This is a genomic window from Cupriavidus sp. 01L45, from assembly GCF_056399885.1.
In genome coordinates, this window is sequence record NZ_JBFTSG010000051.1 from 36,343 (window position 1) to 56,180 (window position 19,838).

The following is a 19,838-nucleotide window of genomic DNA, read 5'->3' on the forward strand; positions in this document are numbered from 1 at the left end:
TCCCTAACGTCTCAGGCCACGGTCGTGGCCGCGGCAATACGTTCGTCACCGGCGGCGCCGTCTTCCTGCCAGCCGAGCGCCCGCCGCAACGCGGCTTGCACCTGGCCGGCATCGAATGCCCGCCAGCGCGCGCACACGTGCTGGTCAGGCCGCAGCAGGTAGACCGTGCCCGGCCGCCCGTCGTAGCGGCGCGCCAGCAGGCCTTCGCTATCCTCGAACAAGCGCACGCCGGCAGGTGCGCCGGGCGTCTCGCCGCCACCTGCCGGGACCACGCACAGCACTGCCAGCCGGACCTGTCCGCAGGCCAGCGCCTGCAAGGCGGTCAGCGCCAGTGCCGGCAAAGCGCCCGCGTCCGCGAAGACCATCGCGGCGAACTGGCTGCCCAGCTGGCGCAAAAGCCACGCGGCCTGGCCGTCCACCTTCACCGGCGCATCGGCGCACGACATGCCTGGCGCCATCAGCCCCGTGAACTTCGCCTCGCCCTGCTCGTCGGCCGCATCCGGCGTGTTGAGCGGGGACGCGTGCAACACCGCCGGCACCGACAGCCGCCCGCTGTTGACGAGCTGGCGGGCAAAACCGTGCTGCCGTGCCAGCGTCAGCACGGCGTCGCGGAAGACGCGGCTTATGGGTGTCTTGGGCGTGATGAAATCGGTAGAGCGAGTTGAGTGGCGGATATTCTCGTCGGCGGCGTGCTCGCGCTCGCTGGCGTAGCTATCCAGCAAGGCATCCGGCGCGCTGCCCGCCAGCACCAGCCCAAGCTTCCAGGCGAGGTTCTCCGCGTCCTGCACGCCGCTGTTGGCGCCACGCGCCCCGAAAGGGGAAACGCGGTGCGCGGCATCGCCCGCGAACAGCACGCGGCCATGGCGGAAGCGATCCATGCGCTGGCAGGAGAAGGTATAGACACTGACCCACTCCAGTGCAAATTCGACACCATCGCCCAGCAACGCCTGGATGCGGGGGATTACCCGTTCCGGCTGCTTTTCCAGCTCCGGATCGGCGTCCCAGCCAAGCTGGAAATCGATGCGCCAGACATTGTCCGGCTGTCGATGCACCAGCACCGACTGGTTTCGGTTGAACGGCGGATCGAACCAGAACCAGCGCTCGCTCGGGAAGGGCGCCGCCATCTTCACATCGGCAATCAGGAAGCGGTCATGGAAGACGCGCCCCTTGCTTTCCAGGCCCATCGCATGGCGGACCGGGCTGCGTGCGCCGTCGGCCACCACCACGTAGCGGGCCTGCAGGGCATAGTTGCCATCGGGCGTTTCCACATCCAGCGTCACCACGTCGCCATCTTGCGTGAGCCCCGCCACGCGATGCTTCCAGCGGATCGCCAGGTTGGCCAGTTCGGCCGTGCGCTCCACCAGATAACCTTCCACATAGTATTGCTGCAGGTTGATAAAGGCCGGCCGGCCGTGCCCGCACTCGGGCAGCAGGTCGAAGCTGTAGACCAGCTCCTGGTCGAAGAAGATCTTGCCGACGTTCCAGCTCACGCCCTTGTCCACCATGCGCTGGCCGCAACCGAGGCGGTCGAAGATTTCCAGCGTGCGCTTGGCGAAGCAGATCGCGCGCGAGCCGGTGGAGAGCGTGCAGTCGTCGTCCAGCAGCACGACAGGCACACCCTGCTGGGCCAGGTCGATTGCCGTGGCCAACCCGACCGGGCCGGCCCCGATCACCACGACGGGATGGACCGGATGGCCGCCGGCGCCTGGCCGCGGCGCACTCTGCTCTGCGCAAGGCTGGTACGCGAAGGTACAGGCCTGGTAATTGGTTTCCATCTTGTCTCCATCCTCCAGCCATGACCGCTGGCGCGGTTCTCTCGGCAACGCTGCGGGTGGGCCGCGCTGCCGGCATGCCATCCCCGGCCGCGCGCTACTCCTGCAGCGCCGCCCACATATCCTTGTCACGCTGCGCGGTCCAGATACGCGGATGCTTGATGCCGCTGGCCTCGTCGTAGGCACGCGCCACGTCAAAGGGCAGGCAGTGCTCATAGATAAAGACCTGCCCGAACTTGTCGTCCATGGCAGCGCGGGTATGCGCCATGGCGCCCTTCAGGTCGAGCTTCTGCGCCACGGCTTCCTTGCCTCGCTGCAGCAGCGTGCTGACGAAGTCGCGCGTGTAGTCCAGGCCGCGCCCCACCAGTTCGGGATCGGTGAGCGCCGGGCCTCGGCCGGGGATCAGCGCCACCGGGTCCAGTGCGCGCAGCGCTTCCAGCGTAGCCGGCCATTCCTCGAGCTGCGCGTCGCCGCAATAGCAGGCCGCGTCGTACTCGACGAGGTCGCCGGAAAACAGGATCTTCTGCGACGGAATCCACACCACGGTATCGCCCTTGGTGTGACCGGCTCCGAGGTGCATGACCTTGACTTCGAGCGTGCCCAGGTACAACGTCAATTCGCGCTCGAACACCACGTTGGGCCAGGTCAGTCCAGGCACGGTCTCGACACCCGCGAACAGCCGCGGGAAACGCTCGATCTCGGACTTCATGTCGGCTTCGCCGCGCTCCACGATCATCTCGTAGGTGCCGCGGCTGGCGATCACGTTTTGCGCACCTTCCCTGAAGTAGGCCGAAGCGCCCAGCACCCGCACAGCGTGATAGTGCGACAGCACCACATGCTTGATGGGCTTGTCGGTAACAGCGCGGATGCGGGCAATCAGGTCCTGCGCCATTGCCGGCGTAGCGGTCGTATCCACGATCAGCACACTGTCGTCGCCGATGATCACGCCGGAATTCGGATCGCCTTCCGCGGTATACGCGTAAGCGTTCTCCGACAGCTTGGTGAAGGTGACCTGCTTTTCCTGCAGATCCGCCTGCGATGCAAAGGCCTTGCTCATGGCTGCTCCTGTCTCGTTCTTTCTAGTGGCGCCTGGTGAATTACACCGCCGGTGCGCTTCCAGCATTCTGGCGGGCTGGTAACATCACCTTAAATTACACAATCCGTAATTCATTTACCATATCGTAATCCGAGCCTGCGGACGTGTCAAACCCGCATCCTGCTCGCAGACCGGCTGACGGCCGAGAAATCCGGATGGCTCAGGCTTCTAGGTTAGGCGTGAAATACAGCGACGGGAGCACGGCGCGGCACGAGACAGCACGTGACGAGGCGGTGCGCGGAGATGCTCAGGCGTATACGGAGAACACGGGAGAACACGGGGAGAACGCCGGAAGGCGGCGGGCAATAGCCGACAGGCCAGCCACGGCGCAGGGGCCGAAGCCGTCAAAAGAGGGCAAGCGTCAGCCAGCCAGGCTGGCACCAGGCCATGCCAGGCAGGCGGGCAAAACTCCTTCAGCGGGCACAGGGGGGTGTGCCCGCTGAAGGTATGGCAAGCGTGCGCCGGCCCGTCCCGAAAGCGGGACCAGCACGAACACTCAGGCTGGCTTGTGACCTTCGCCCGGGCCCGACGCGAAGCCCGTGCTGACCGGGGTGGCCGGTGCAGGGCTGGTGGCGGCGGTGGGTGTCGCGGCAGGCGCCTGTCCGGCCATGGAAGCGGCCGTGACACCGCCATTGCGGCTGGCAATAAATGCGTTGACGTCTGCTGCAAGATGCTGGGGAGCCAGCACCACTTCCAGGCCCAGCGCCTCGCAAGCCGCTAGGAAAGTCGACATGCGGGGGTCGGCTTGACCCGATTCGGCCCGCAAGTAGGCTTCCCGGGAGATCCCGGCCTTACGGGCGACGTCTTCCTGCTTGAGCTTTCGCGCTCGGCGCAACGCCCGCAGTTGCCGGAACGGTTCGCTAGCGCCTCTAGGCACGGCTGTACTGTTCATGTCGGTCTCCAGTCACCAGTGAAAAAAAAGTGCGCGGACGTGCATTCGAGTATAGAGCACGCAAAGCGTTCCGTATGTAATCAGCGCAACACTTTGTGCAGATTTCTTGAGAGTACCTGAAGCAGGCATATCCACGCCTGTCAATAGGTCCAATAAAGCACAATTTTCTGCCTCCGTGGTGACATAACGGACGGCCGGGATTTAGGTTGACGAGAGCGCACTAACACAATATTGACAAACCGACCGGTCGTGCTATTCTTGCCGAATGCAAAAAGGTCAACTCACCCGCGCAGCCATCATCGAGCAAGCCCTGGACACTGCCGCGCAGGTGGGGTTCGAGCAGTTATCGCTCGCCACGCTGGCGGCCGACACCAGTATGTCGAAAAGTGGGTTGTATGCCCACTTCAAGTCCAAGGAGGCATTGCAGGAAGCCGTCCTGGCGTTGGCCCTAGAGCGCTTCTCCGATGTCGTCATCCGGCCGGCCATGCGTCAGCCGAGGGGCTCGCGGCGGGTGCAAGCCCTCTTCGAAGGCTACATGCTCTGGCTTGGCGGATCCGTCAACAGGGGCCGCTGCCTGTTCATGGCGCTGGGCCAGGAATACCGCGACCGCCCAGGCACCATCAGGGATCAGGTGGTGCAATCGCTGAAGGACTGGCACAGCCTCATCGCCCGGGCCGTGACCGACGCCATCGAGGAAGGCGACCTTTCCCAAGCGCAAGACGCGCGGCAATTCGCCTTCGAGATGGTTGGCATCGGCATGTCGTTTCAGCAGTCTTTCAAGCTGCTGGGCCGTGAGGACACCGAGATCATGGCGCGCCGTGCCTTCGAAGCCCTGCTCAGGCGTGCCGAGGTGGCGCAACCGGAGCGCAAGTAGCGCGGCACTTACGGGACCGCCTGCGAGACGCCGCGACGCCGCATGAGATAAATCAGGGCGAAATACGGGACGACCGGACGTCGTCTTTTTTTGAAATAAAAAATAGCACGACTGGTCGGTCTTACCGGATGCCACGGCCCCCGAAACCGCAGACCCCACTCAGGACATTGCAAATATTTGCTGGAGATGCCCGCCGTGACGCAAGCGACTTACCCATCCACCAAAACCCGGCAAGCCGCGCCGGTACCAAGCAGCCCGATGCGCTGGGCGCGCCTTGGCTGGCAACTGGCCGGCCTCCTCTACCCCGCCGGCGCCGCGCGCGCGCTGGAACGCGCCTGGTTCCGCCCCCCCCATGGCAAAGCCCCCGATGGCGCGGGCCGGGAGTTGCTTGCCCGTGCCCGCGTTGACTGGGCATTGGTGACCGGCCAGGGAGCGAGCCGGCGTGTGCGTGTCTATCGCTGGGGCAGCGAGGGCCCCACGGTGTTGCTGGCCCACGGCTGGGGCGGCCATGCGGCGCAATGGCAGCCCCTGGTCGCGCCGCTGCTGGCCGCAGGCATGCGCGTGGTGGCCTTCGACGCGCTATCGCACGGCGGCTCCGACGCGGGCGCGCGTGGCACTGGCCAGAGCTCCGTCGTGGAAATGTCGCGCGCGCTGCTGGCCACGGCATGGCATGCCGGACCGGTCCACGCCGTGATCGCGCATTCGCTCGGCAGCGCCGCACTGGCGCTGGCCATGCGCGAAGGCCTGCACCTGCAGGCTGCCGTGATGATCGGCCCGCCGGCGGACATGCACAACGCCGCCGCGGCATTGGCCTGGCGGCTGGGCATTGGCCCCGGTGTGCTCGCGCGCATGCAGCGCAACAGCGAGCGCTGGCTGGGCATGCCGTGGTCGGCCTTCAACGTCCCCGCGCTCGGCAACGCCGTGCCGGTCCCACCGACCCTGGTGATCCACGACCGCCAGGACAAGGAAGTGGGTTGGGAAAACGGCGCGGCAATTGCCGGCGCCTGGCCCGGTGCGCAACTGATGGCCACGGACGGGCTCGGGCATCGCCGCGTGCTACATGACGCAGCTGTCATCGCGCGCATGGTGGCGTTCATCGGCGGCACTGTCGGCACATCGTCCCTCGGTGTGCCGGCGCGCATGGCCGAGGTCGAAGCCCAAGCCTGAACCTGGACCGGCCAAACTAGCGGGAAACTGCCCCTCCTCGCCAGTTCGCCGCAGCAATCCTGTCGGCTAAGTGGGTATGTGGCATGCCACATACCCACTATTGGTGGCTGGGGAAAATTCCTGGCGGTTAATTGCTTATCGGACAGAAAACGCTGGCCGGCGTGCCGGCCAGCCCCCCGTTGCCAGACCGCCCGCCAGCCTCCCATCAAAACCCTTCGAGTACCAGCTTGCCTATTGTCTGCCCGCTCTCCAGGATGGCGTGGGCCCGGCGCAGGTTGGCCGCATCGATACGCCCGAGGTGCTCCCCCAGCGTGGTCTCCAGCCGGCCGGCATCGACCAGCCGCGCCACCTCGTTAAGCAGCCGGTGCTGCTCGACCATGTCCGGCGTGCCGAACATCGAGCGGGTGAACATGAACTCCCACACAAACGTGGCGCTCTTGCTCTTCAGGTCGCCCACGGCCAGTTCGCCGCTGTTCTCCACGATCGAGCAGATCTTGCCTTGCGGGGCGATCACGCTTGCCATGGTGCCGAAGTGGCGGTCGGTATCGTTGAAGCAAAGGATGTAATCGACTTCGGCAAACCCGAGGCTGCGTAGTTGCGCGGGCATGTCGCCGCGATGGTCGATGGTGTGGTCGGCACCGAGCTTGCGGCACCAGGCGGCCGACTCGGGCCGCGACGCCGTGGCGATGACGGTCAGCCCCGCCAGGGTCCTGGCCAACTGGATGCCGATGGAGCCCACGCCCCCTGCCCCGCCGATCACGAGCACGGAACGCCCCGCGTGCTCGCCCCGGGGCGACACGCCCAGGCGATCGAACAAGGCTTCCCAGGCCGTGATCGCAGTCAGCGGCAAGGCCGCGGCATGAGCAAAGTCGAGCGAGGCGGGCTTATGGCCGACGATGCGCTCGTCGACGAGGTGGAACTCGCTATTGGCGCCGGGCCGGGTAATGCTGCCAGCGTAGAAGACCGGATCGCCCACCTTGAACAGCGTCACATCCGGCCCGACCGCGGCGACCGTGCCGGCGGCATCCCATCCCAGGACGCGCACGGCGGGCTCCACCTTGTCTTTCGGGGCCCGTACCTTGGTATCCACGGGATTGACTGAAATCGCCGCCACCTTGACCAACAGGTCGCGGCCTTCAGGCACGGGGGTTGCAATCTCGACATCGACCAGGGATTGCGGGTCGTCGACCGGAAGGTAACGGGTCAGGCCAACAGCTTTCATTGCAGGGCTCCTTCAAGCAGGTTCTCAGCGGCGCGGGACCGCGCCATGACCATAGCGTAGTCCCGTCTGCCTGCATTGATTAGCCGGAAAATACAACAATCAATTTCCCGAAAATCCGGAAAATGGCCAAGCGTCGCCCTACCCTATTGCGTCGTCCCCGGAATCGTCCCCGCCAGGATCTGCCCGCCTCCGTAGCTGGACTGCCGCGGCATCTCTCCGCCCAGCATCATCCGGATCGCGCAGTACTTGAATTCCGGGATCTTGCCAAAAGGATCCAGCGCCGCATTGGTGAGTTTGTTGATGGCGGCCTCGTAGTAGCAGAACGGCACGAACACGGCACCGCGCGGGGTGCCATCGTCCGCGCGCGCGAACAGCGATACCTGCCCCCGGCGCGAAGCCAGCGTCACCAGGTCGCCGGGCTGGCCGCCGAGCGCGGCGAGGTCGAGGGGATGCACCAGCGCCACCGGTTCCGGCTCGATCGCGTCCAGCACGCCGGCGCGCCGCGTCATGCTGCCGGTGTGCCAGTGCTCCAGTTGCCGCCCGGTGATCAGCACCGTCGGGTATTCCTCGTCGGGCCGCTCGGCGGCGGGAATGATGTCGGCGGGCACGAAGCGGGCCTTGCCCGTCGCGGTGGGAAACGCGTCGGTGAAGATCACGGGCTCGCCGGGATCGCCTTCGGCACGGCAGGGGTAGGTCACCGCGTTCTCGCGCTGCAGGCGCTCCCAGGTAATGCCGCCGATGCTGGGCATGGCGTGGCGCATCTCATCGAACACATCGGCCACGCTCGCGTACGGCCAGTCCAGCCCGAGCCTGGCCGCCATCTGCTGGATGATCCACAGGTCCTGGCGCGCCTGCCCTGGCGGATCGATCGCCTGGCGCCCGAGCTGCACGGTGCGGTCCGTGTTGGTAAAGGTGCCGGTTTTTTCCGGAAACGCCGATGCCGGCAGCACCACGTCGGCCAGGTAGGCCGTCTCCGTCAGGAAGATATCCTGCACCACCAGGTGGTCCAGCGCCGCCAGCGCCTCGCGCGCATGGCGGGCGTCGGGATCGGACATGGCCGGATTCTCGCCCATGATGTACATGCCGCGTACTTCGCCGCGCTCGATGGCCTGCATGACTTCGACAACGGTCAGCCCCGGCTGGTGGTCCAGCGGCACGCCCCACAGCGACTCGAAACGGGTAATGGCCTCGGGATCGTCGACGCGCTGGTAGTCCGGGTACATCATCGGGATCAGGCCGGCGTCGGAAGCGCCCTGCACGTTGTTCTGCCCGCGCAGCGGATGCAGCCCCGTGCCCGGCCGGCCGATCTGCCCCGTCATCAGCGCCAGCGCGATCAGGCAACGGGCATTGTCGGTGCCGTGCACGTGCTGGGAGATGCCCATTCCCCAGAGAATCATCGAGGCTTTGGCAGTGGCATACATGCGCGCCACATAACGGATGGTGTCGGCATCGATGCCGCAGATGGGCGCCATCGCCTCCGGGCTGTAGGCGGCCACATTGCGCAGCAGTTCGTCGTAGCCGATGGTGCGGCTGGCGATGAACGCCTTGTCGACCAGCCCGTCATCCACGATGACATGCATCATCGCGTTGAGCAGCGCCACATCGGTATCGGGCTGGAATTGCAGGAAACGATGGGCGAAGCGGGCCAGGTCGGAGCGGCGCGGATCGGCCACGATCAGCCTGGTGCCGTTCTTCACCGCGTTCTTGATCCAGCTCGCCGCCACCGGATGATTGACGGAGGGATTGGCGCCGATCACGATCACCACTTCGGCGCGAGCCACATCCATCACCGGGTTGGACACCGCGCCCGAGCCGATCCCTTCAAGCAGCGCCGCCACCGACGAGGCATGGCAAAGCCGCGTGCAATGGTCCACGTTATTGCTGCCGAAGCCGGTGCGCACCAGCTTCTGGAACAGGTAAGCCTCTTCGTTGCTGCCCTTGGCGGAACCGAAGCCGGCCAGCGCGCGCTTGCCGTGCGTATCGCGAATGCCTGCCAGCTTGCCGCCCGCGAGCGCGAGCGCCTCTTCCCAGCTGGCTTCGCGGAATACGTCCATCACGCGTTCGGGGTCCATCACGAAATCGCCGCGCTTGGGGACACCCTCGCGCCGCACCAGCGGCACGGTGAGCCGGTGCGGATGCTGCGCGTAGTCGAAACCGTAGCGGCCCTTCACGCACAGGCGCTTCTGGTTGGCCGGGCCGTCGCGTCCCTCGACAAACAGGATGCGGTTGTCCTTGACGTTGTAGGTGAGCTGGCAGCCCACGCCGCAATACGGGCAGACCGAATCCACCTGGCGCTCCGGCACCGGCAGCGCCGCGTCGCGCGCGGGCATCAGCGCGCCGGTCGGACAGGCCTGCACGCACTCCCCGCAGGCCACGCAGGTGGAAGCGCCCATCGGATCGTCCATGTCGAACACAATCGCGGCGTGGTCGCCGCGAAAGGCCAGGCCGATCACATCGTTGACCTGCTCGTCGCGGCAGGCGCGCACGCAGCGGGTGCACTGGATGCAGGCATCGAGATTGACGGCGATGGCCGGATGGGACAAGTCCGCCGGCACCGCGGCGCGCGGCGCAAAGCGCGGCTTGCCGACTGCCAGCCGCGCGGACCACTGGTCCAGTTCGTTGTTGCGCGTGTAGTGCGCCTCGGACATATCGGATTGCAGCAACTCCAGCACCATGCGCTGCGCGCGCACCGCGCGCTCCGAGCCGGTCTCGACGTCCATGCCCTGAGCCGGGTAACGGCAGCAAGACGGCGCCAGCACGCGCTCGCCCTTGATCTCCACCATGCAGGCGCGGCAGTTGCCGGCGGTGTCCAGGCCGTCCTTGTAGCACAGGTGCGGCACGTCAAAGCCCTCGCGCTGCGCCACCTTGAGCAGGCTCTCGCCCGGCCTTGCGGAGACTTCCCGGCCATTCAGGCGAAAAGTCACCGTGGTGCTGGAGGAGGCTTCGACTTGCGCACGTTCGGCGCGGGTCAGTGCATTCATATCGTCCTCGCGGCTCAGGCCAGTTCCTGCGGGAAATACTTGATCACGCAATCCACCGGGTTGGGCGCGGCCTGCCCCAGCCCGCAGATCGAGGCGTCGCGCATTACCGCGGACAGGTCCGCCAGCGCGGGCAGGTCCCACTTCGGCTGCCCGATCACATCCAGCGCCTTGGCGGTGCCCACGCGGCATGGCGTGCACTGTCCGCAGGATTCCTGCTTGAAGAAATGCATCAGGTTGCGCGCCACGGCAACGGCGCTGTCCTGCTCGGAGAACACCACGATAGCGGCCGAGCCGATAAAGCAGCCGTAGGGCTGCAGCGTATCGAAATCCAGCGGGATGTCGCCCAGCGACGCCGGCAGGATGCCGCCGGAGGCGCCGCCCGGCAGGTAACCGTAGAAGCCGTGGCCGTCCTGCATGCCGCCGCAGTACTCCTCGATCAGTTCCCTTACGGTGATGCCCGCCGGCGCCAGATGCACGCCCGGCCGCCTCACCCGCCCCGACACCGAAAAGGAACGCAGGCCATGCCGGCCATTGCGCCCCTGCGCGGAGAACCATTCCGCGCCCTTCTCCAGTAGCTCGCGCACCCAGTAGAGCGTCTCGAAGTTGTGCTCCAGCGTGGGCCGGCCGAACAAGCCGACCTGCGCCACGTAAGGCGGACGCAGCCTGGGCATGCCGCGCTTGCCTTCGATCGATTCGATCATGGCCGACTCTTCGCCGCAGATATACGCACCGGCGCCGCGGCGCAGCTGGATGTCAGGCAAACCCGGCACCGGCGGATCGGCATGCAGGCGGCGCAGTTCCTCGCCAAGCACCGCCCGGCAACCGGCATACTCGTCGCGCAGGTAGAGATAGATCGCCGAGACCTGCGTCACCGCGGCGGCGATCAGCATGCCTTCCAGGAAGCGATGCGGATCCCGTTCCAGGTAGACGCGATCCTTGAAGGTGCCTGGCTCGCCCTCGTCCAGGTTGACCGCCATCAGGCGCGGCGCCGCCTCGGCCATCACGATGCGCCATTTGCGCCCGGTGGGGAAACCCGCTCCGCCCAGCCCGCGCAGGCCGGAATCCTCCATTGTGCGAAGCACGGATTCGAAATCGCGCTCGCCCGCCGCCAAGTCCCGCAGCAACTGGTAGCCGCCCTGCGCGCGATAGTCGTCGTAGCCCAGATAGGCTTCCGGCTTATGCCGCACGGCGCGCGCGGCCACCGTGCCGGCAATGGCTGGCGCGCTGGCGAAATCAACGGGATTCTGTCCGACCAGCGCCGCGGGCGCGCGCTCGCACCGGCCGATGCACGGCGCCGCCACGACCTTGACCTCGCTGCCCAGCAGGGCCGGCAGCCTGGCGAGCAGGTCGCGGGCACCCGCAAGCTCGCAGGCGATGCCTTCGCACACGCGCACCGTCACGGCCGCCGGCGGCCGGATCGCGCCATCCGGATCCTCGCGCACCACGTCGAAGTGGTGATAGAAAGTGGCGACCTCGTAGACCTCGGCCTGCGACAGCCGCATCTCGTGCGCCAGCGCCACCAGGTGCGGGATGGCGAGCTGGCCGTAATGGTCGTTGATGGCGTGCAGGTGTTCGATCAGCAGGTCGCGCCGGCGGGAGGCATCGCCCAGCAAGGCTCTCACCTCGGCCAGCGCGGCCGGATCGGCCTGCCGCCCCTTGGGTTGACGGCGCTTGCGCTGCTTGCCGATATCCTGGACCGCGATGGGAATGACGACCGGGTTCATGGCAATCTCGGTGACTGTCTCTCGTGGGTGCCGAATGGCAACGGGGCAAGCGCTTGACACGCTTGCCCGCCGCTCTGGTCTTATCCTGCCTTGCCCGCCCGGCGGCCGCGCTGCCGGGGGCGGGCGGCGCGGGCGGGGCGTTGCCTTCGATCATATCCCTATTCCCGCCACGCGCAGGCAAGCTACCGCCTGCAGCCGGCCCAACGCGCCTCTCAGGTAAGGTCCTCAGGCACCGCGCGGTATCCCATCGGCGCCGCGGTATTGGCATGCACGTACTTCCTGGCGTGCGCCTGCCGCATCGGCTTGAGCACGAACAGGGCCAGAAAGGCGGACAGCCCTGCCATGCCGGACGCAAGCATGAAGACCGCGTGCCAGTCGCCGGTCGCGGCGGTGATGACACTGGAGAACGGCACCAGCAGCGCCGCAGTGCCCTTGGCCGTGTATAGCAGCCCGGCATTGGTGGCAGCGAACTTGGGACCGAAGGTATCGCCGCAGGTGGCCGGGAACAGGCTGTAGATTTCACCCCAGGCGAAGAACACGACGCCGGTCAGCACCACGAATGCGATGGGATCCTGCCCGTACCTGGCCAGCAGCAGGATGCCGACCGCTTCGATGGCAAAAGCCAGGCACATGGTGTTCTCGCGGCCGATGTTGTCCGAGATCCAGCCGAAGAACGGACGGGTCAGGCCATTGAGCACGCGGTCGATGGTCAGGGCGAAGGTCAGGGCCGGCAGCGTGAGGCCGAGCAGCGAAACCGGCACGCCATCCAGCCCGAAGTCCTTGGCGATCGGGCCGAGCTGCGCGGTAGCCATCAGGCCGCCAGCCGCCATCATCACGAACATGGCGTACATCACCCAGAAGATCGGCGACGACAGGACCTGGCGCGGCGAGGCGTTGTAGGCGGCGGTCTTGACCGCGCTCGTGACCTGGTTCAGCACCTTGGCAGAAGGCGGATAGAGCGCCATGCCCAGGAAGAACACGATCAGGCCCTGGCCCAGTCCGAACCACAGGAAGGTGGCCTCATAGCCGCTGCTCTTGATCATGTTGGCGATCGGCACCACAGTGAGCGCCGAGCCCGCGCCAAAGCCGGCTGCGGTGATCCCCGCAGCCAGCCCGCGCCGGTTGGGGAACCACTTGAGCGCATTGCCCACGCAGGTGCCGTAGACCGCGCCCGCCCCTACCCCGCCAACCGCCGCAGCGAAGTACAGCATCGGCAGCGACGAAGCCACGGAGTTCAACGCCCACGCAATCGCGCACAGCAGGCCGCCACCCACCACCACGGGACGCGGGCCATACTTGTCGACCAGGTAGCCTTCGATCGGCACCAGCCAGGTTTCGGTGACGACGAAGATGGTGAATGCCACCTGGATCGCCGTGCGGCCCCAGTGGTACTTGTCGTCGATCGGATTGACGAACAGCGTCCAGCCGTACTGCATATTGGCGATCATCGCCATGCAGATCACGCCAAAAACGAGCTGTACCCAAGGTGAGGCAAAGCGTGACTCGGGCGCGTTTTGCTGATGTTCCATTGGTGTCTCCTTACGGCGGGCAGGGCCGCCTTATGTGGAAAGGGCGTCTTCGGACACCTCTTCGGGATGGCGCTCCTGTGCGCCATCCCAGATACTGCGGTCGTTTCATTGYTATACAGTATGTGATATATCAATATAGTCAAGACGCTTTTGGGCGACTCGGAATCCACTGAAATCGTGTGGCAAGCGCCGCGGTGGCGCACCAGAAGGCGGCACGCAGGTTACTCGTGCGCCACGCGCATCAAAGCAGGCGGCCACGCCAGAATGGCCTGCTGACGGATCAATGACTTAGAGCGCCGCGCCACATCAATGGGGCGTGGGGAATAGCGGTAAACGCAATTGGAAACGGGGCGTGCGGAGTGCTCGGGCCCAAAGCATCAAGACCCACCCTCGGGAAAGTCCCTAGATAAGGTCAGGCTCGCGAACGGGTGAATGTGCTGAATGTCTGGCCCTTCAGGAAAGAAGAGCGGAGAGGCGCAGGCTTGATGCATACGCGTGCCTGTAGCGCAGGCTGCGTTCAGACCAGTGCGCAATAGCGGCGGTCGCAACCAACCGGCACGCCAGGATATCGGACCGAACAAAGTGAAAAACGGAACCCGGGGTGGCTCTGCAGACAAGCCCAAAGGCATACTTGGCGGGTAGGGCCTCAACCAAAGCGTAGTGGCAGCGATCGGCAGCCGGGCTCTGCCGATCACACCACGCCAACATCAGGCGCGGGCCAACTGAGGTTGCACACTCACGCCGGTTGCGGCGGGACTGGCGCGGCCAACACCGGCAGTTTCCTGCGACGCGCCGAGGCCGGCAAAGCGACCGTGCTCCTGGGCGCGGATCAGCACGAGGGTAGGCACGCGGGTGGCGATCAGGAAGGTGACACCGACGCCAAGCGAAACCAGGCCAAGGGCGAGACCGAGAAGAAGAGCGCTGTCCATCAGAAAACTCCAGTAAGGATGGTGGGTAGGAGTTTTCATTATATGCTGCGTCGCACTATGTGTAAATATCCTGTATGTAATATATCAGAACAAGTTTGACATCTCAGCAACAGCCCCTGTGCCGCTCCCCGCAGGCGGTGGCCGCTCCGCCCTACCCCACCCGCGCCACCAACGCCTGCTCATACTCCATCCCACGCAGCGCATCCCAGATGGCGGCAGCATTAGGCTTGAGCGAACGGCTCTTGCGCCGCACCAGCATCACCGAAGACGTGACCTGCGGCCGCAATGGCCTCATCACCGCAGCTGGGCTCAAGCCAGCCGAATTGGCCCGCGACGGCACGATCCCGATGCCCAGCCCCAACGCCACCATGCCGAAAATCGCCGCAAAATGCCCCAGCGCCTGCAGCGACCCCGCGCGCACGTGATAAACGCCAAACGCCTGCTCCACGGCCGGCTGGATCCCCGAGTGCTGGTCCAGCATCAACACGTTGGCATCGTTGAGATCGCCCCATCCTATCGTCTCCCGCGAGGCCAGCGGATGCTGCGAAGGCAGCACAGCGTGAAACGGATCCGAACACAGCGCTTCGCAAAACAGATCGTCTCCCGCCTCCGGATTGGTGGAGATGCCGAAGTCCACCTCGCCGCTGCGCACGCATTGCAACACGGACTCGTGCGAGCGGTCCTTCAGGCAGATGCCAATCCCTGGCCATGCCGCCCGGCAACCCGCCAGCCAGCCAGGCAGCGACATCGACGACAACACCGGATCGGACGCAATCTGCACCGTGCCCTGGCACGGCTTGCCAGCACCCTGGCTCTCGCGCAGCGTCTGCTCGACTTCTTCGATCAGGTGGCAGATGCGCTGCGACAGGTGCTCGCCGGCATCAGTGAGTTCGACCTGGCGTGTGGTGCGGTCGAACAGGCGCTGGTCGATCTCGTCTTCCAGCTCGCGCACGCTGCGGCTGATGGCGGACTGCGTGAGTCCAAGCTCGGCTGCGGCGCGGGTAAAGCTCTTCTGTCGCGCCACGGCGGCAAAGGCCTTCAACTGCGGAAGCGAAATATTCATGATTACCCCTTCTGTATGCATGAGGCGCGGCGCATCGTGATGGCAATCGGGCCCGGATTCGCTTGACGCGGTCCGGGCCCGGCTGGGGATTCAGTCGCTCTTGCGGGGGGATAGTCCCGCCAGGTAGGCCGGGCTGTCGGCCGCCGGCACCAGGGACTCGACATGACCGGTGATAAACCGCCTTCGCATCGGGGCCAGCACGAACTTGGCGGACAGTCCGGCGGCGATGGTCACGGCCGCCGCTACCGTAAAGACCGCGTCCCACCCGCCTCGCGCCGACAGGACCGAGGCCAGCGGTACCAGCATCGCTGCCGTGCCCTTGGCGGTGTACAGGGTGCCCGCGTTGGCCGCAGCGAACTTGCTGCCGAAGGTGTCGGCGCACAGCGCGGGAAAGATCGAGAAAATCTCGCCCCAGAACAGGAATGTGAGTGCCGCGAACGTCATGAACCAGTACGGGTTGTGGCCGAACTGCATCAGGCCGAGCAGCGACAGCCCCTCGCCGATGAAGATAAAGAACATGGTGTTCTCGCGCCCGATGCGGTCCGAGATGAATCCGCACAGCGGCCGCGTCAGGCCATTGCACAGGTTATCGATCGACAGCGTCATGGTAAGCAGCGGCAGCGTGAATCCCAGCATCGTCACCGGCATCGATGCGAAACCGAAGTCCCGGGCGATCGGTCCCAACTGCGCGGTGGCCATGATGCCGCCCGCCGCTACCGCCACAAAGGACGCGTAGATGACCCAGAACACAGGCGTCTTCACCATCCGCCCCGGCGTGAACTCGATGGGATTGGTCAGCACCGCCTTGGCGGCCACGGCGCCGGCGGGCGGACGCGGCTTGACCAGCAGCAAGGCCATCAGCAGGATGCAAATGCCTTGCAGGATGCCGAAGGTGATAAAGGCGTGCTCGTAGCCGGAGCGCTGGATCATGTTGGCGATGGGGATCACGGTGAGCGCCGAGCCCGCGCCGAAGCCGGCAGCAGTCAGGCCGGCGGCCAGCCCGCGCTTGTCCGGAAACCACTTGAGCGCATTGCCCACGCAGGTACCGTAGACGCCGCCGGCGCCGATGCCGGCAATCACCGCCGCGAGGTAAAGCTGCGGCAGGCTCGTCGCATAGGCGTTGATGACCCAGGCCAGCCCCGCGCACAGCGCGCCGCCCGCCACCACCGGGCGCGGGCCGATCTTGTCGACCAGCCAGCCTTCCAGCGGCACCAGCCAGGTCTCGGTCACGATGAAGATGGAAAAGGCCACCTGGATGGCGGACTCGCCCCAGTGGTGCTTGGCATTCATCGGGCCCACGAATAAAGTCCAGCCGTACTGCAGGTTCGCCACCAGCCCCATGCAAACCACACCGATTGCCAGCTGGAACCAGCGATTGCCAAGCCAGCCCGAACGGCCCGGGGCCGCCATATTGTCATGCGCCATGTCGTGTCTCCTGCATAGTGCGTATCGCGCTCTGCGGCGCGACGGGTAGGCTTCTCTGTGAGGGGGAGCCCTTGGTCACTACTTGATTGAGCGCGCCTGACATTGCGGCACGTGCATCCGTGGACTGATGCTAGTTCAAACTAAGTTCGGCTAAGCATAAAGTTTTTTATTATGATCATTTACGATCCTTTATAGATTGGGCGGATGAGTGCATGAAGAACGCGACGCTGCGCCAGCTCAAGGTTTTCGAGACGGTTGCCCGGCACCTGAGCTTTTCGCGGGCGGCGGAAGAGCTACACCTGACGCAGCCGGCGGTATCGACGCAGGTGCGGCAGCTCGAAGGCCATGTCGGACTCCCGCTGTTCGAACAGCTCGGCAAGAAGATCTATCTCACGCGGGCCGGGATTGAAATGCTGCACTACAGCCGCAGCATCATGCAGCAATTCCGCGAAGCGGAAGACGCCATGTCGCAGCTCAAAGGGATCTCCGGCGGGCGGCTCAATGTGGCCGTGATCAGCGCCGGCGATTACTTTTTTCCGCGGTTGCTGGCGGAATTCATGCAACGGCATGCCGGCGTGACGCTCAATCTCGCAGTGCACAATCGCGAGGAATTGCTGCACCAGCTTGCCGGCAACCTGACCGACCTGGCGGTGATGGTTCGCCCGCCGGAAGGCATGGACACCATCAGCGAATCGTTCGCGCCCCACCCCTATGTCATCGTTGCCGCGCCCAACCACCGCCTGGTGGGCGAGCGCAACGTCCCGCTCGCGGCTCTGGCAGACGAAGCCTTCGTCGCGCGCGAGAAAGGGTCCGACACCTGGAACTCCATGCAGGAAGGCTTCGCCGGGCGACTGTCCAACCTGCGCATCGCCATGGAGATCAAGAGCACCGAAACCATCAAGCAGGCGGTGATCGCCAACATGGGCATCGCCTTCCTGTCGGCGCATACCGTAGGGCTGGAACTGCAGACAGGCAATCTCGCCGTGCTGGATATCGAGGGGTTCCCGGTAATGCTCAACTGGTATGTGGTGCATCGCAAAAACAAGCGGCTGCCGCCGGTGGCGCTCGCCTTCAAGCATTTCCTGATGGAAGAAGGGGCCAGCCTGATCCAGCGCATCACCGGTGTGGACAGGCTGATAAAGCATAAGCGATAACTTATGGTTATTCAGTTAAACTTTAATTATCGTTAATTGATCGGCAAACCTATCCTCAGCTCAGGCCCACCTTTGATAGCCGCCCGAGGAGTCCGATCATGAACCAGGTCCAGTTCGAAGCCCGCCCCGCCGCCCAAGCCGACGCCGCAGCCCCGCGCGCCAACGACGAATCGCAACTCGCAGCCTACAACGCCGCATTCACCGAGCTTGGCCTGCGCTTTCGCTGGGACAGCGAGATGTACGCGTGGCTGTGCGGTATCGAATGCGAACAGAGCCGGATCGCGCGCTATATCGAGGAGTACCACGCGCACCTGCTCAACGCCTACGATGCTGACTTCCTCAGCCGCCTGATTCTCGACAAAAAGTGCGATTACCTTCGCGCGATGGRCCAGAAAGCGAACTAAGGCAGCGGTAGCCCGACACGACGCAGCAGGCAGAAAAGGGCGCGGGAAAGCGCCCTTTTCTGCCTGCTGCGTGCCGTATTGCGCGCGCCGAATGTGCGCCAGCGCACTGCCGCCGGCGAACGTGGCGCGCTATGGTCTGCCCACTACGCACAGGAACGGAGACTGGCATGGGACAGAACATGTTCGAAGCCGGCGCACCAGCCGGTGCCCGCGCTCAGCGCCGCGAGGGGACGTTCGCCAGCTCCCGTGCGCTTGCATTGCAGAACTGTCCGATCGAACCATCCTGGATCCGTACCGGTGCCCCGCGGACGCATGCCGCCCAGCACTCGGGCGCGATCGATGGCCTGGCATCCACCAATATCTGGGAATGCACCACCGGCACCTTCGAGTGGTACTACGGCTGGGAGGAAACCGTGTTTATCCTGGATGGGCAGGTGAAGGTAACCAGCCCGGGCGGCCAGGTCCATGTGCTCAAGGCCGGCGACATCGGCTATTTCCCCGCCGACACCACCTGGCTGTGGGAAGTCGATGGCTATGTGCGCAAGATCGCCTTCTGCCGCAAGCATGTGCCACTGGTGCTGAATGTCCCCCTGCGGGTACTTGCACGGCTGGGGCTCAGTCGCCGCCTGCGCAAGGGATGCGCCGCGGCATGCAACGCATTGCGCTGGCTGGCCGGGCGCGTCCGGCTGCGCGACACCTCCGCCCTGACCCTGCTGCTGACACTGCCGCTCTGACGCCTGCCGGGCGCTGGCCTTGCCCGCGCCCGCGCACCCGCTCAGCCGCGCATGTGGTTGACCAGTGAACCGATGCCCTCGATCGTCACCTCGACCACGGCGCCATCCTTCATCGATCCGACACCGAGTGAAGTGCCGCAGGCGATCACGTCGCCAGGCATCAGCGTGAGATCCTGCGAGATCAGGCTGACCTGCTGCTCAGGCGAGAAGATCAGGTCCGACAGCGGGTAGTTCTGCCGCTCCGCCCCGTCCAGCCGCGTCACCACGCACGCGGCACGCCAGTCGAAATTCGTGACGATGGCCGGCCCCAGGCAGCCGAAGGTATCGAAGCCCTTGGCGCGGCACCATTGCGGGAAAGCGGGATCCTCGGCAATGATCTCTCCGGCGGTCACGTCGTTGACCACGGTATAGCCAAAGATATGCGAGGCGGCCTCTTCCGGCGACACGTTGCGGCAACGGCGCCCGATCACGATGCCCAGTTCGCCCTCGTAGACGATCTTGCCCCCATAGCTGCGCGGCCGCAGGATGGCATCGCCCGGGCCAGCCACCGAGCTCGCCGGCTTGATCAGGAACAGCGGGTGCGCCGGCACCGGTTTTTCGAGCTTGCGCGCCAGCGCATGGAAGTTGTTCCATAGCGCCACGATCTTGCCCGGGTCGCACGGGCTCAGCAGGCGCAGCCCCTCGCGCGGCAAAGCCGCGCCGGTGGGTTCCGGCCGCGCGTAGCCGGGGCCGTCGTACTCGATGACATGATCCCCCTCGATACGGCCAAAACCGATCTCCCCGTCCCCGGTCTGGAAGCGAATCCACGTTTGCACAGTCCACTCCTCCGGCGGGCGCGGCATGCTGCCCGCGTCCACCCTTGTCCCACATTG

General features: G+C 65.4%; 16 protein-coding genes. 5 read left to right on the forward strand and 11 right to left on the reverse strand.

The features are described from left to right. Window positions 1-11: 11 nt before the first annotated feature. The 3 genes from AC1DT6_RS29390 to AC1DT6_RS29400 form a co-directional block, all read right to left on the reverse strand. The gene (locus tag AC1DT6_RS29390) at window positions 12-1,775 is read right to left on the reverse strand and encodes an FAD-dependent oxidoreductase (RefSeq protein ID WP_441630607.1); all 1,764 of its coding nucleotides are present in this window, start codon (window positions 1,773-1,775) and stop codon (window positions 12-14) included. A gap of 94 nt (window positions 1,776-1,869) precedes the next feature. Further along, window positions 1,870-2,829, reverse strand: coding sequence for an MBL fold metallo-hydrolase (locus AC1DT6_RS29395; RefSeq protein ID WP_428178644.1), 960 nt, complete (start codon window positions 2,827-2,829; stop codon window positions 1,870-1,872). A 535-nt stretch (window positions 2,830-3,364) separates the two neighbouring features. Further along, window positions 3,365-3,760 (reverse strand): helix-turn-helix domain-containing protein, encoded by a 396-nt coding sequence (locus AC1DT6_RS29400; protein ID WP_081862071.1) that lies wholly within the window; start codon window positions 3,758-3,760, stop codon window positions 3,365-3,367. 265 nt (window positions 3,761-4,025) lie between these two features. On the opposite strand from AC1DT6_RS29400, the gene AC1DT6_RS29405 reads away from it, so the two are divergent. Together AC1DT6_RS29405 and AC1DT6_RS29410 are read left to right on the forward strand one after the other, a co-directional pair. Next, the gene (locus AC1DT6_RS29405; protein WP_441630611.1) at window positions 4,026-4,634 is read left to right on the forward strand and encodes a TetR/AcrR family transcriptional regulator; all 609 of its coding nucleotides are present in this window, start codon (window positions 4,026-4,028) and stop codon (window positions 4,632-4,634) included. Between the two features lie 258 nt (window positions 4,635-4,892). Then, window positions 4,893-5,801, forward strand: a complete 909-nt coding sequence (locus AC1DT6_RS29410; protein ID WP_441630649.1) for an alpha/beta fold hydrolase — start codon at window positions 4,893-4,895, stop codon at window positions 5,799-5,801. Between the two features lie 205 nt (window positions 5,802-6,006). On the opposite strand, the gene AC1DT6_RS29415 is transcribed toward AC1DT6_RS29410, so the two are convergent. The 7 genes from AC1DT6_RS29415 to oxlT (AC1DT6_RS29445) all read right to left on the reverse strand — a co-directional run bounded on the left by AC1DT6_RS29415 (window position 6,007) and on the right by oxlT (AC1DT6_RS29445) (window position 16,674). Then, entirely contained in the window at window positions 6,007-7,023 is a 1,017-nt protein-coding gene (locus tag AC1DT6_RS29415; protein WP_477111817.1) for a zinc-binding alcohol dehydrogenase family protein, read from the reverse strand. 143 nt (window positions 7,024-7,166) lie between these two features. Further along, window positions 7,167-10,004, reverse strand: a complete 2,838-nt coding sequence (gene fdhF / locus AC1DT6_RS29420) for a formate dehydrogenase subunit alpha (RefSeq protein ID WP_441630615.1) — start codon at window positions 10,002-10,004, stop codon at window positions 7,167-7,169. A gap of 14 nt (window positions 10,005-10,018) precedes the next feature. Then, on the reverse strand, window positions 10,019-11,728 hold the full coding sequence (locus AC1DT6_RS29425; RefSeq protein WP_441630616.1) for an NADH-ubiquinone oxidoreductase-F iron-sulfur binding region domain-containing protein: 1,710 nt from the start codon (window positions 11,726-11,728) through the stop codon (window positions 10,019-10,021). 212 nt (window positions 11,729-11,940) lie between these two features. Further along, the gene (gene oxlT, locus AC1DT6_RS29430; RefSeq protein ID WP_441630618.1) at window positions 11,941-13,257 is read right to left on the reverse strand and encodes an oxalate/formate MFS antiporter; all 1,317 of its coding nucleotides are present in this window, start codon (window positions 13,255-13,257) and stop codon (window positions 11,941-11,943) included. 707 nt (window positions 13,258-13,964) lie between these two features. Next, entirely contained in the window at window positions 13,965-14,186 is a 222-nt protein-coding gene (locus AC1DT6_RS29435) for a hypothetical protein (RefSeq protein WP_441630620.1), read from the reverse strand. Window positions 14,187-14,337: 151 nt separating this feature from the next. After that, complete coding sequence (locus AC1DT6_RS29440) at window positions 14,338-15,249, reverse strand: LysR family transcriptional regulator (RefSeq protein WP_441630622.1); 912 nt, start codon at window positions 15,247-15,249, stop codon at window positions 14,338-14,340. Between the two features lie 90 nt (window positions 15,250-15,339). After that, complete coding sequence (gene oxlT, locus AC1DT6_RS29445; protein WP_477102566.1) at window positions 15,340-16,674, reverse strand: oxalate/formate MFS antiporter; 1,335 nt, start codon at window positions 16,672-16,674, stop codon at window positions 15,340-15,342. Between the two features lie 212 nt (window positions 16,675-16,886). Between oxlT (AC1DT6_RS29445) and AC1DT6_RS29450 the strand changes: the two genes are divergently transcribed. The 3 genes from AC1DT6_RS29450 to AC1DT6_RS29460 all read left to right on the forward strand — a co-directional run bounded on the left by AC1DT6_RS29450 (window position 16,887) and on the right by AC1DT6_RS29460 (window position 18,966). Further along, window positions 16,887-17,828: a LysR substrate-binding domain-containing protein gene (locus tag AC1DT6_RS29450; RefSeq protein ID WP_477115156.1), complete on the forward strand. Its 942-nt coding sequence runs from the start codon at window positions 16,887-16,889 to the stop codon at window positions 17,826-17,828. Window positions 17,829-17,926: 98 nt separating this feature from the next. Next, entirely contained in the window at window positions 17,927-18,232 is a 306-nt protein-coding gene (locus tag AC1DT6_RS29455; RefSeq protein ID WP_477115157.1) for a LysR family transcriptional regulator, read from the forward strand. Between the two features lie 167 nt (window positions 18,233-18,399). Further along, complete coding sequence (locus AC1DT6_RS29460; protein ID WP_441630630.1) at window positions 18,400-18,966, forward strand: cupin domain-containing protein; 567 nt, start codon at window positions 18,400-18,402, stop codon at window positions 18,964-18,966. Between the two features lie 41 nt (window positions 18,967-19,007). Here AC1DT6_RS29460 and AC1DT6_RS29465 read toward each other — a convergent pair whose 3' ends face one another. Next, a complete protein-coding gene (locus AC1DT6_RS29465; protein WP_441630632.1) occupies window positions 19,008-19,781 on the reverse strand; it encodes a fumarylacetoacetate hydrolase family protein in 774 nt (257 codons plus the stop codon). Window positions 19,782-19,838: the final 57 nt, after the last annotated feature.